Source organism: Methylosinus sp. is20ea (assembly GCF_059718135.1).
In genome coordinates this window covers 3,826,816-3,838,894 of record NZ_AP046088.1, presented here as the reverse complement: position 1 = coordinate 3,838,894, position 12,079 = coordinate 3,826,816, and the positions used below count along the sequence as shown (strand labels likewise).

Sequence of the window (12,079 nt, the reverse complement as noted above, 5' to 3'; positions counted from 1 at the left end):
CCTCACTGCGCTGTTCCGTCGCATCTTCGCTTATTGTATCTCTCTTGGACAGGCATAGGCTCGTCAAAGTTGAAAAAGCACGGCGGAGGACCGTATGGGGAGCGCCCAAGAAAGCAAGGAAACGGTGAGGCTGGTGGCAGTCGTCGCGATCGTGGCGGTCGTCTCGCTCGCCGTCGCGGTCGGTCTCAGAATGTGGAAATAGCGTTCCGCTCTCGCGCCGCCGCTCAAGCGATGATATCGGGCGTGAGCTGGTCTTCCAGAAAAGCGATGCGATCGCGCAGCAGCAATTTTCGTTTTTTCAGCCGCTGAATTTGCAGCTGGTCCACGGCGCCGACCGCGAGAAGGGCGTCGATCGCATCCTCGAGATCTCGGTGCTCGAGCCTCAGGCGCTCCACTTCGACCAGGATCGAGTTACGTTCGGCTTCGTTTAGCTCATCGACCATTCGTCAACCTGCCCGAGCGCCGCGTCGCAGCGAGTCGTGACGCGACGATTATCGCCTCGCGTCATGTTCATCTTCAAGTCTAAATACGTATGCGGCGGCGTGTTCACGCAATTTTCCCGTTTCAATCGACCGCGACCGATTTGTCCAGCTCGATGCAGGCGGCGGGATCGACGCGCTCGAGCCGGAAGACGCGATTTTGGCGCGCAAGCTCGAGATAGGTCGCTTTTTTCTTCTGGTCCGGGCCGCGCCAGCCGCTCACGCCTTCATCCATGTAGAGCGTGAGCGAAGCGCCATCCTCGGCGAGGTCGATGGGGAAGTCGCCGCCTTCCTCCGCCGAGTCGCCGAGGCCGCCGCGCGCCATGCATTGCGCCGCGGCGTCCTTGCGGAAGGATTGAATGAGGCGGACGCCGCGGACGTCGCGATTGGCCTCCTCGCTCCAGGCGCAGCCGCCGACGACATAGAACGGCTTGGCTTGCCCTTTCTGGCGAAATTCGATGCGCAGGTCGCGCGCGTCCTCCGGCGTGAAGGGAAGCTCGCGACGAATCGAGATCCGCACCGAGACGATGGTCTGGCCGGGATGCTCGCGAAGATGCGCTTCGTCATAGCGTCGGAAGAAACAGGCCCCGCTCGGCGGGATTTTCTCGATCAGCAGATTTTTGGCGGCGGCGGCGCTCGAGAGAGCGAGAAACAGACAGGCGCAGATCGAGCGGCTCATCTTCCGAATGTCATCCCCCGGCAGGCGCCGGCGTATAGGCTTCGCGCATGGAGGCGATCTGCGCGATCTTGTCGCCGAGCGCGCTCCAGTCGTCGCGTTCGGCGATTTGCGCCCAGATCGATTCGACCTCTTCGATGAGCATAGTGCAGGGGACGGCGTGACGGAAATAGGGATGGTCGAGATTGGCGGCGGGCGCCGTCTCATGAGCGGCCAGCGCCTCGCGCAGTCCGCCGAACTCCGGCGCGTCATAAAGCGCGGCCTCCGGGCTCACGGCGGCGCGCTCGCGGCTCGCCAGACCCCCGCGCCAGTCGAAGAATGTCTGCTCGAAGGGCGCCTGCGTCTTGCCGAGAAATTCGAGCAGACCCTTGGCGAGCGCGGCGTCCTGCTCCGGATCATCCGCCGGCAGCAGGCCGAATCGGTCGAGCAGCGCGAGCTGGAACTCGCGCTGAATGACGCTCTGATAGCCGCCGAGAATCTGCTCCGTCCGCTGGAGCCCGACATGCGGCAAAATGGTCTCGGCGAGCCGGGTGAGGTTCCAGCCGAGCGCGCCGGGCTGACGGCCGAAGGCATAGAGGCCGCTGTCGTCGAAATAGGCCGCCGTGAACTGCGGATCATAGCGCGGCGCGAATCGCCATGGCCCATAATCGAAGCTCTCGCCGGTGATGTTGATATTGTCCGAATTGAGCACGCCATGGACGAAGCCCGCGGCCATATAGCGCGCCCCGAGCCGCGCCACGCGCGCCACGACTCGCTCCAAAAAGGCGCCGGCGCGGCTTTCCGCCGGCTCGTCGGCGAGCTCGGGGAAATAATGGGCGACGCAATAATCGATGAGCCGCCCGAGCGCGGCCTGGTCGTCGAGATGGGCGAGGCGCTGGAAGGTGCCGATGCGGATATGGGAATGGGAGAGACGCGCCAGCACGCTGGAGCGCGTCGGCGAGGGCTCGTCGCCGCGATAGAGCGGCTCGCCGGTCTCGATCAGGCTGAAGCTCTTGGATGTGTCGACGCCGAGCGCCTCCAGCATCTCCGTGGCGAGAATCTCGCGCACGCCGCCCTTGAGCGTGAGCTTTCCGTCGCCTTGGCGCGACCAGGGCGTGCGGCCGGACCCCTTTGTGCCGAGATCGAGCAGCCGGCCGTCCCCCGCGTCGCGGAGTTGGGCGAACAGAAAGCCGCGGCCGTCGCCGATGTCCGGATTGTATGTGCGGAATTGATGGCCGTGGTAGCGCAGCGCCAGCGGCTTGGAAAAGCCGCCGGGCAGGGGCTCGAAACGCCCGAAATGGCCGATCCATTCCGCCTCGGTCAGCGTGTCGAGGCCGACGCGCTCGGCCCAGCGCTGGTTGCGATAGCGCAGGATATGCGCGGGGAAGCGCGCGGGCTCGACGAGGTCGAAAAAGCCGTCGCCGAGCGAGGCGTGGAGGGTTTCGGCGCGATAGCGCGGGGAAAGGGGCATGGTGTCTTCGCTCTCGCGTTGAGAAATAATGCGTTGGGCCATGCCAGGAAAGCAAGCCGGGCGCCCGCGGGCGCGCAAGGGCGCGGCGCAAAAAAAAAAGGCGGAGAAGAGCTCTCCGCCTCGACGCTAGACCTCTCTAGGGCCGTCAATGCAGGCTGACGCCCTGCCGCAGCTTGTTGATCTCGTCCTTTAGCTGAAGCTTTTTGCGCTTCAGCTCGTGGAGCTTCGAATCGTCGTTTCGGGGATGATGCTGCTTCTGCTCGATCTCTTTCTTGAGCGCCTGATGGCGGCGTTCGAGCTCGACGAGATGGGTCTGTAGCGACATTCAGCGCCTCCGTTGGTTCATGACAGAAGGACGACGCCAGTGTGACACGAATTCGAGGCCCCGCAAGAGGCGACGAGGTCGCAAGGATGTGAATTATTTTGCCCAAAGGCCCTGTTTGCGGAAGGAAATCTTAAACCTTCCGAGCTTGCGGCGGCGCTTGGCCGCGGCGCGCGGAAAGGTGTCGAACGGCGCTTGCGCCTCGGCCCGACAGCCATTATACGAGCGTCACTCGCGCCGGACCGAAGCAATCCGGTCGGCGCCGGGGGCGCGTAGCTCAGCGGGAGAGCACTACGTTGACATCGTAGGGGTCACAGGTTCAATCCCTGTCGCGCCCACCATTCCGAGCCGCTGATTTCTCATGCTCGATCATTCCATCGTCCGATGACGTAAAGGCGACGTCGGGCCACTGTCTCGTCTACCCACGGCGGCGACATCGCCAATCGGGCGATATTGCAGGGGTCGGTCGTTTCGCAATATTTCGACTCGCGCTCCGTCGACCCTAATCTCGAAAATGAGCTCGCTATTCGACGCGCGTCCTTTGGCGAGGCGCACGTCTCTTGGCGAGGGAAGTCGCCGATTGCAATCGACATCGATATCGGCTCCAATAGAAAAGATTCGAACGCCGAGGAAACGACCATGTCCGAAGCCGAAGACAAAGCTCTCGTCGCGCAGATACTCTCTTCTTATCTTTCGAATAATACTGTTGCTCCCATGGATCTTCCTTCCGTCATCGCGGCTGTGAAAAAGGCCTTCGGCGGCGACGTCGAGCCGACGGACGGCGAGGCCAAACAATGGCGGCCGTCGGTTCCGGTGAAGAAATCCGTCAGCCCGGACGCGATTACTTGCCTTTGTTGCGGAGAGCCGTTCAAATCCTTGAAGCGCCATCTCCAAGCCGAGCACAAGCTGACGCCGGACGAATATCGCGCCGCCTTCGAGCTGAAGAGCGACTATCCGATCGTCGCGCCCAATTACGCCGCGCAGCGCTCCGCCTTGGCGAAATCGCTCGGCCTCGGCCGCAAGCCGGCGGCGAAAATCCTCGTCGCGCCGAAAAAGCGCGGCGCGCCGGTCAGGAAGGCGGCCGCCCCGGCCTGACGCGCATCCATCACGCCGACGCGTCTCGCCCGGCCCGATGCTCCCTTGCGCCGCCCGTTCCGACGGCCGCGCCTCACTCGACGTGATAGGATTCGAAAGCGCCGCCGCCGTGATAGCGGGAATAGGCGTATTGGCCGTATTTCCGGGCTTTCGCTTCGATCACGCGATTGAACACGACGCCAGCGATCTTGCCGCGATCCGGCAGACGTTCGATCGCATGCGCGATTCTCTCGCGCGGGGTCGCCGCCCAGCGAATGACCAGAACCGTCTTGTCGACGAGCCCGGCGACGATGATCGGATCGACGATAGAGCCGATCGGCGGCGTGTCGACGATGACGAGATCGAACCGCCCGCGCAATGCGGCGAGAAGCGCCCTCATCTTGTCCGATGCGAGAAGATCGGCCGAATTCTGTATTTCGCCGCCCGCCGGAAGAACCCATGTCCGGCGCGCCTCATCGAAGAAGATCGTCTCGCTCGGCCCGGCGGAGCCGATGAGGAGATCGACGAGGCCGGGCCTGTCGCCGGCCGAGAAAATTCGCGACAGGGCCCGATTGCGGAGATCGGCGTCGACGAGCAGCGTCCGCAGGCCAGATTGCACGGCCGAGGCCGCGAGCGCCGCGGCGATCGTCGTCGTTCCCTCACCCGGCGCGGTCGCGGCGAGCTGAATCAGTTTTGGCGGATCGTCGACGTCGCTCATCTCGATGGCGCTGCGCAGCGCGCGGAGCGCTTCGCTCGCGCGTGACAGGGGCCTCGCGCGCATTTGGTCCGCGAGGATCGGCGCGACGCCGCGCGCTCGCGTTTCGAGAATCGAGGCCAGAAGGGGAAGCGAGAGCGTCGCTTCGATCTGGGCGAGCGTCGTGAATCCGGTGTCGGTCAATTCGCAGAGATAGGCGACGCCGAGGCCGGCGAGCAAGCCGAGCGCGAGCGCCATCAGCATGGTTCGCCCATTGTCGGGCCATGACGGAGCGCTCGGCGCGAGCGCGGGCGATATGATCCTCGCTTCGCGCGGGTCGAATCTGGATTGCTCCTGGACCAGTCGCGCGCGGCGCAGCGTGTCGTCGAGAAGCTTTCTGTCGGCGGCGGCGGCGCGCTCCAGCTCGTTTCGCGTGATCGCCTCCGACTTGCCGCGATCATCGGCCGAGGAAATTTCGCGCAGCGTCGTCTCGGCGGCCTCCCGGCTTCCCTCAGCGAGCGCGAGATCGTTGCGGACACCGACGGAGAGCCGGCGGATCTCCGCCTCGATGGCGCGATCGACGTCTGCGATCTGGGCGCGAAGCGCGACGACCGCAGGGTGGGTTCTGTTGTAACGCGAGCGAAGCTCGGCCTCCTGTCGAGAGAGCTGCGCGGCGCGCAGGCGCAATTCCGCAATCGCTCCGCCGACGCCGGGGAGTTCCGCGGCGCTGCCGCCGCGATCCTCGATCCGTCGCAGCAGATCGAGGCGCGCTTCTCGCTCGGCCGCCTCCGCCCGCGCGCCCGCCGCTCGTCGCGCCAGACGCGCGCGCTGCTCGGGTTCGATATTCGCTCCATCGGCGTTCCCCGAGGAGCCGGTCGCGGCGCGAAAGCGCGTCAGCGCCTCCTCGGACTCGCGCGACTGCCGCCGCAGCGCGACGAGCCGATCGGCGAGCCAGGCGGAGGCGCGCCGCGCCGCCTCGAGCCGCGTGTCGAGCTTGTCGACGAGAAAAGCGTCGGCGACGGCGTCGGCGAGCCGCGCCGCTTTCGTCGAATCCGCGGAAGTGACGGATATTTTGATCACCGGCGAGTAGCGCGGCACAGCGACGGCCAGGGCGTTCCTCAGGCGGTCGATCGTCGCGGCGGTCGAGCCGGCGCCGAATTCGGAATCCTCGTTCAATCGCTCCCGCTCGACGACGCGCCGCAGCAGCGCGGCCGATTTGATGACGGCGATCTCGCTCTTCATCGTCTGCCGGCCGATCTGCGCCTGCGTCAGTATCGCGTCGGCGCCGATCGCGCGTTCGCGGCGCATCTCGATCAGCAATTGCGTGGAGGCGGTATAGAGCGGCGTCGCCGATGCGATGAAGAGCGCGCCGGCGAAGAGAGCGAGAAGCGTCGCGCCGAGCAGCGGCGGCCAGCGCCTGCGGACGAATTGCGCCGCAGCGCGAAACTTGCGGCGGCGCGCGTCGAGCCAGGACGCCGTCTCCGATCGCCGGAGCAGGGGTCTCGGGGCGGTCAGACGCGGCCCGCGAACAACATGCGGCGACTGTCTCCTTCGAGCACCAGAGCGGTGAGGACAGAGGTCGCGAACGCGCCCGTATCGACATTGATGCGATTGTGCTGGACGTCGGGCTCGGAGACGGGCGTATGGCCGTGCACGATCATCTTTTCCCAGCTTCCTTGGAAATTCAGGAACTCCTCACGAATCCAGAGCAGATCTTCAGCCCTCTGCTCGTCGAGCGGCACGCCCGGCTTCGCCCCCGCGTGGCAGAAGAAATAATCGCCATAGCTCGCCGTCAGCGGCGTTTCCCCGAGGAATTGCCGGTGGTGGTCCGGGAAGCGCGCGACCAACGCGCGGCGCGCCTCTTCATAGCCTTTGCTGCGCATGACAGAATAGACGTCCACGCCATAGGAATGGAGCGTCTCCATCCCGCCGAACTTGCGCCAGCGCTCGAGGACCGAGGCGTCCTCGAGGAAACGCAGCAATATGTCTTCGTGATTGCCGCGCAGCGCATGAAATGGCGTCGGAAAAACGCCGCGGCTCAGGGATTCGACGACAGCCGAGGATTGGAGGCCGCGATCGACATAGTCGCCGAGAAAAATCGTCAGCGCCTCGACCGGCGCCGAGGCGAGCTCGTCTTCGATCTGGCGCGCGAGCGCTTCGAGGAGGTCGGCGCGCCCGTGGATGTCGCCGACCGCATAGATGCGCAGATTCGGTGGAAGGACAGTCGGCAAGCCGATTTGTAATGTCTGAAATCGCGCCAATCGTGAAATCGTCATTTAGCCGACCCGGTGCAGTCGCGCCCGGGGCCCCGCCGCGACAGTCGGCCCGAAGTCTAGAACATATCGTCGACCGACGAAATCGTGAGGGGAGACGATCATCGCGCTTTTATCCGCGATCGATCGACATACGCCGCATTGTTGACATATTGCCTCGGCTATGCTCAAGATGACAAATGCTCAATTTGGCCAGTAAAGCTCTGTTTACACTGGGAAATTTCCAATATGAGAGTGGCGTCGCCGGCATCGAGGGATAGGACGGCGTTCCGCCTCCGGCTGGCCGATCTCGGCTGGGCGGCGGCGGCGCCTTTCATCGCGCTCGCGCTACGTGATCCAGCGCTTCTCGACGCCACCGATTTCTCCCGGGACATGCCCGCTCCCTATCGCTACGCCTTTCTTTCGATCGCCTGCTCGCTGCTGATCTTGTGGGGCTTCCGGCTGAGCGACCGGATGGGGCAGTTTTTCTCGCTCCGCGATGCAGTCGATGTCTGCGCGGCGTCGGCCTGCGCCGTGGCGTCGAGCAGCGTGGTTCTCTTCACCTTCACACGGCTCGAGGGCGTGCCGCGTTCGACCCCGGTGATCTATGGGCTCGTTCTGAGCGCCGGCCTGATCGCGATCCGGGCGGCGACGCGGCTGCGCCACAGGGACGTCCGGCGCAGAGAGCTCGAGACCGATGTCGCCGACCCATCGGTCGCCTTGCGACGCGTGATTCTGATCGGCGTGGACCGCTTCGCCTCGGTCGCGATCAAGCTGACCGACTATCAGCGACCGCGGACGACGCAGGTCGTCGCGGCGCTGGACGCGCGGCCGTCTTTCGTCGGGAGGAAGGTCGGCGGAGTCTCGATCGTCGGTCTCCCGCAGGAAATAGGGGATGTGCTCGACGAATATGCCGAGCACGGCGTCGACATCGACGAGATATGGCTCGCCGACGACAAAGAGGCATTGCCCGCCGAACTGCTGGAGGAGGTCGCCGCGCAATGCGACGCCCGCGGTCGCGATTGCCTCGCAATTTCGGAAGCGCTCAATCTCGCGCCGCGGCAGGCGAGGCCGCAGACGCCGCTCGGAGCGCCACCCGACCGCCGTTTCGACGCGCCGGATTATTTCGGCTCGAAGCGTATGATCGACCTTCTCGTCACCAGCCTGCTGCTCGTGATCGCCGTGCCGACCGCCGTGATCGTCGCTTGCGCCATTCTGATCGACGTCGGCGCGCCGATCGTTTTCTGGCAGCAGCGGGTCGGGCGCAATGGCGAGCGATTCTACGTCTATAAATTCCGCACGTTTCGCCCGCCCTTCGACCGCCATGGCCGCCGCGTGCCGAAAGAACGGCGCCTTTCGAGAATCGGCCGCGCGATCCGAGCCGCCCGGCTCGACGAGATTCCGCAGCTCTACAATGTGATCATCGGCCATATGTCGCTGATCGGGCCGCGGCCGCTGCTACCCGTCGACCAGCCGATGGACCCGCGGCGCCGGCTCAGCGTGCGGCCGGGCGTCACCGGATGGGCGCAGATCAAAGGCGGAACCCTGGTTTCGCCCGAGGAGAAGAATGCCCTCGACGTCTGGTATATCCGGCACGCTTCCATGCGGCTGGATCTGGCGATCGCCCTCGGCACGCTGGCGGTCGCTTTCACCGGCGAAAAATTGAATCGGGCGGCGGTCGATCATGCGACCGGCTGGTATCGGCGCGAATTCGAAGGCGCCGCGCGCGGCAGGGCCGAACGTCCGGAGGCCACCGGCCTGCGCCCGCGAGCGCGGCCGAAAGCGGCCGCGCTCGCCCCCGGACGACCGATTTGACGTCGCCGTCCGATTTGCCCGTAGCGCCGCGATGAAGGTCGTCTTCTTCAATCGCTTCTTCGCGCCCGATCTTTCGGCGACCAGCCAGCTGCTGTCCGATCTCGCCTTCCATCTCGCCGCGAAAGGGGCGGAAGTCGTCGTCGTGACGAGCCGTGGGCTCTATGACGACCCCACCGCGGAGCTGCCGGCGCGGGAGACGTCGAACGGCGTCATTGTTCACCGGGTCTATCGATCGCGCTTCGGGCGGCATTTCCTGTGGGGCCGCGCCCTCGACGCGGTCGCGCTCTATCTACATTTCGCGGTGGCGGCGATGCGCCTGGCCGCGCGTGGCGATTGCCTCGTCGTCATGACCGATCCGCCGCTGCTCTCAGTCGCGCTCGCGCTGGTGGCGCGGGTCAAATCCTGCCGTCTCGTCAACTGGCTTCAGGACATTTATCCCGAGGTGGCGCTGGGGCTCGGCCTGCGTCTGCCGGCGCCCTTCGGCGCGCTGCTCGCCGGAGCGCGCGATCTCAGCCTGAAATTCGCTGCGCGCAATGTCGCGATCGGCGAGCGCATGGCGGCCCGTCTCAACGCGCTGGGCCTGCCGCCGGAGAGCGTCTCCGTCATCCCCAATTGGTGCGACGACGAGCATGTGCGTCCGCGCCCGATCGAAGACAATGCCTTGCGCGCCGAATGGGGATTGAGCGGCTGCTTCGTCGTCGCCTATTCGGGCAATCTCGGCCGCGCGCATGAATATCGCACGCTGCTCGACGCCGCCGAGCGGCTGCGCGAGGAGGCCGATCTGCTGTTTCTCTTCATCGGCGGCGGCTATCTCACGAGCCGCCTTCGCGCCGACGTCGAGACGCGCGGTCTCGCGCCCATGTTCCAGTTTCACCCCTATCAGGACGCAGAGCTGCTGCCGCTCTCGCTCACCGCCGCGAATATCCATTGGATATCGCTCCGGCCGACGATGGAGGGGCTGATCGTGCCGAGCAAATTCTATGGCGTCGCCGCCGCCGGCCGCGGCGCGATCGTCATCGGCGACCCGAAGGGCGAGATCGCGTCGCTGGTCACGCGCCACGACTGCGGGGCCGCCATCGCCAGCGGCGACGGCGCCGGCCTCGCCGAGCTGCTTCGCCGATCGATGCGCGATCCCGCGACGATCGCCCGATGGGGACGCAATGCGCGCGCTCTGCTGGACCGTGAATTGGGCCGCCGCCGATCGCTGCGGGAATGGGAGATGCTGCTCGCGAGCCTGCAAGAGAGCAGGGTCGATGCGCGCGAGCTCGATGCGCCGCGCGTCGCGGCCCGTCCAGCGGCGGAATGATCGCTCGAACGATCTCGCTCGCGTGGAAAATGCTCGCGCTATCGCGCATCCTCGCGCTTCGCGGCGTCTCGTGTCGAAGGCGCGACATCCGACGGAAGGGTCAGCCGCTTCTCCAGCGCCATCAATGCGAGGATCGATTCTGCGACCAGCCGCTGCAGCGCATAATAGAGACCCGCGCGGCCGTCGAGAAACAGGCCTTTGACGAAATAGGCGTAGAGAAAGACCGCGATCGGCGCCAGCGGCGGATGGCTGCGCAGACGCGATTTCCATGAGCGCGGCTCGGCGCCGAGCCGCTCGACCTCGCGCGACATATAGCCGATTTGCGACGAGACGAAGCGCATCGACGATTTTCGGTCGTCGTGGACGATCCGGCCCGCGAGCCTCTCGACGCGGCCATCGACGCGCCAGCGCTCCGTATGTCCGCAATCGAGGACCGTGAAGCGCCCTCGGCGCAAAAGCACGGTTTTCGGCGGATAGAGGGAGCCTCGCAGCGGGCGGCCGAAGATCGCGTAATCGAAGGCGATCTCATAGGCCGAGACGTCGGGCGCCGGGCGCAGCGCGCGCATCTCCGCGACGAGCGTGTCGCTCGGGCGATAATCGGCGTCGAGTCGCAATATCCAATCGGTGGCGACGCCGGTCTCCATGACGGCGAAACGCCATTGATTCGTATGTGTGTCGAAAGGTCGCGTGAAGAGGCGCACGCGCGCGTCAGCGCGCAGGATGGCGAGCGTTCCATCCGCGCTGCCGCTGTCGACGACGACGATCGTCTTCGCCCAGCGCAAGCGCGACAGAGCGCGGCGAATATTCGGCTCCTCGTCGTGAGTGAGCAGAACAGGGGTGATCCGATCGAGCAGGGAAAGGGCTGTCATCTTATGGGAGCCTCGCATGTCGGATCGCGGAAACGCCTTCATATTGCGCGATCATCTCCTTTGCGGCGGCGCGCCAGCTCCATCGCCGCTCGACCGCCCGGCGTCCGCGCGCGCCCATGTCATCCGCGGCGCGAGGATTCGATAGAAGCGCCGCCAGGCCGTGCGCGATCGACGCGACGTCGGGGGCGACGAGGACGCCCGCCGAAGCCGCCGCGACCGCCTCCGCCGCGCCCGTGGCGCTGGAGACGAGAACCGGCCGGCCGTGCGACATCGCCTCGAGCACGACATTGCCGAAATTCTCGTTGAATGAGACGAGAGCGAGGCACAGACAAGCGCGATAGAGCGCCGCTCGATCCGGTTCTCCGATCTGACGCGCGATGATCGTCAAGCGGTCGGCGACGCCGAGCCGAGCGGCGAGACGCGCCAGTCCGGCGGCGCCGCCTTCATCGTCATTGCCGGCGATGACGCATCGCAGATCGGGCGTGCGCGCGACCGCCTCGACGAGCGCCTCGATATTTTTCTTCCAGGTGATGCGTCCGAAGGCGAGGACGAAGGGCGATCCTGCGATCGCCGCGGCGACATCGGCGCTGACGTCCCGCCGCGTCTCCCCCAGCGGCGCAGCGTCGACGCCGAGGCCGATGATCGCCACGGGCGGCAGACCAAAGCGGAAGCTTTTCAGATCATTGGCCTCGCGCCATGAGGTGACGTGGATCGCCGCCGCTTCGCGGATCGTGCGTCGCTCGAACAGCGCGATCCAGGCGGATTTGAGCGCCGCGCTCTTGGCGCGCACGAGGGATGCGACCAGCATTCCGTGCGGCGACAGAATATAGGGCGCGCCGCTGCGCGTCGCGATGCGCGCGGCCGCCAATGTCGGCCAGAGGAAGACGGAATGGAGATGGAGAACGTCGAATTCCGCCGCATGTCGCCGCAGCGCGTCGCCCATGGTCGGCGATCGATAGAGACGTCGCCCGAGGCCGGTCTCGAAATAGGTCACGCCGACGCCGTCGAGATCGACCCGCGCGCCGACCGGCGTAGGCGACACGCCCGGTCCGTCGACATTGGTCGTATAGACCTCGACCTCATGGCCGAGCGCGGCCTGCGCTTCGGCGAATCCATGCACGGCATGGATCGTCCCGCCATAG

The 12,079-nt window shown here is 65.7% G+C and carries 11 protein-coding genes and 1 tRNA gene; 4 read left to right on the top strand and 8 right to left on the bottom strand.

Annotated features, from left to right (window positions below):
* Nucleotides 1–224: 224 nt before the first annotated feature.
* The 4 genes from AC6IY7_RS17905 to AC6IY7_RS17890 all read right to left on the bottom strand — a co-directional run bounded on the left by AC6IY7_RS17905 (nucleotide 225) and on the right by AC6IY7_RS17890 (nucleotide 2,930).
* Complete coding sequence (locus AC6IY7_RS17905) at nucleotides 225–443, bottom strand: YdcH family protein (RefSeq protein WP_497780748.1); 219 nt, start codon at nucleotides 441–443, stop codon at nucleotides 225–227.
* A gap of 121 nt (nucleotides 444–564) precedes the next feature.
* Nucleotides 565–1,158 carry a hypothetical protein gene (locus tag AC6IY7_RS17900; RefSeq protein ID WP_497780747.1) on the bottom strand — a complete coding sequence of 198 codons (594 nt, stop codon included), beginning with the start codon at nucleotides 1,156–1,158 and terminating at the stop codon, nucleotides 565–567.
* Nucleotides 1,159–1,168: 10 nt separating this feature from the next.
* Nucleotides 1,169–2,605, bottom strand: a complete 1,437-nt coding sequence (locus AC6IY7_RS17895; protein WP_497780746.1) for a protein adenylyltransferase SelO — start codon at nucleotides 2,603–2,605, stop codon at nucleotides 1,169–1,171.
* Nucleotides 2,606–2,750: 145 nt separating this feature from the next.
* Nucleotides 2,751–2,930 (bottom strand): YdcH family protein, encoded by a 180-nt coding sequence (locus AC6IY7_RS17890; RefSeq protein ID WP_331939441.1) that lies wholly within the window; start codon nucleotides 2,928–2,930, stop codon nucleotides 2,751–2,753.
* Nucleotides 2,931–3,193: 263 nt separating this feature from the next.
* On the opposite strand from AC6IY7_RS17890, the gene AC6IY7_RS17885 reads away from it, so the two are divergent.
* Both AC6IY7_RS17885 and AC6IY7_RS17880 read left to right on the top strand, forming a co-directional pair.
* Nucleotides 3,194–3,268 (top strand) — tRNA-Val (locus AC6IY7_RS17885).
* A 298-nt stretch (nucleotides 3,269–3,566) separates the two neighbouring features.
* The gene (locus AC6IY7_RS17880) at nucleotides 3,567–4,022 is read left to right on the top strand and encodes a Ros/MucR family transcriptional regulator (protein WP_497780745.1); all 456 of its coding nucleotides are present in this window, start codon (nucleotides 3,567–3,569) and stop codon (nucleotides 4,020–4,022) included.
* A gap of 73 nt (nucleotides 4,023–4,095) precedes the next feature.
* On the opposite strand, the gene AC6IY7_RS17875 is transcribed toward AC6IY7_RS17880, so the two are convergent.
* Both AC6IY7_RS17875 and AC6IY7_RS17870 read right to left on the bottom strand, forming a co-directional pair.
* Nucleotides 4,096–6,099, bottom strand: a complete 2,004-nt coding sequence (locus AC6IY7_RS17875) for a GumC family protein (RefSeq protein WP_497782882.1) — start codon at nucleotides 6,097–6,099, stop codon at nucleotides 4,096–4,098.
* A gap of 107 nt (nucleotides 6,100–6,206) precedes the next feature.
* Complete coding sequence (locus AC6IY7_RS17870; RefSeq protein WP_497780744.1) at nucleotides 6,207–6,926, bottom strand: metallophosphoesterase family protein; 720 nt, start codon at nucleotides 6,924–6,926, stop codon at nucleotides 6,207–6,209.
* A 129-nt stretch (nucleotides 6,927–7,055) separates the two neighbouring features.
* Here AC6IY7_RS17870 and AC6IY7_RS17865 point away from each other — a divergent pair, with 129 nt between their 5' ends.
* Complete coding sequence (locus tag AC6IY7_RS17865) at nucleotides 7,056–8,762, top strand: sugar transferase (RefSeq protein WP_497780743.1); 1,707 nt, start codon at nucleotides 7,056–7,058, stop codon at nucleotides 8,760–8,762.
* Nucleotides 8,763–8,793: 31 nt separating this feature from the next.
* Entirely contained in the window at nucleotides 8,794–10,068 is a 1,275-nt protein-coding gene (locus AC6IY7_RS17860) for a glycosyltransferase family 4 protein (RefSeq protein WP_497780742.1), read from the top strand.
* Nucleotides 10,069–10,106: 38 nt separating this feature from the next.
* Here the strand turns inward: AC6IY7_RS17860 and AC6IY7_RS17855 are convergent, their stop codons facing one another.
* The gene (locus tag AC6IY7_RS17855; RefSeq protein ID WP_497780741.1) at nucleotides 10,107–10,937 is read right to left on the bottom strand and encodes a glycosyltransferase family 2 protein; all 831 of its coding nucleotides are present in this window, start codon (nucleotides 10,935–10,937) and stop codon (nucleotides 10,107–10,109) included.
* A 1-nt stretch (nucleotide 10,938) separates the two neighbouring features.
* Nucleotides 10,939–12,057 (bottom strand): glycosyltransferase, encoded by a 1,119-nt coding sequence (locus AC6IY7_RS17850; protein ID WP_497780740.1) that lies wholly within the window; start codon nucleotides 12,055–12,057, stop codon nucleotides 10,939–10,941.
* Nucleotides 12,058–12,079 lie beyond the last annotated feature (22 nt).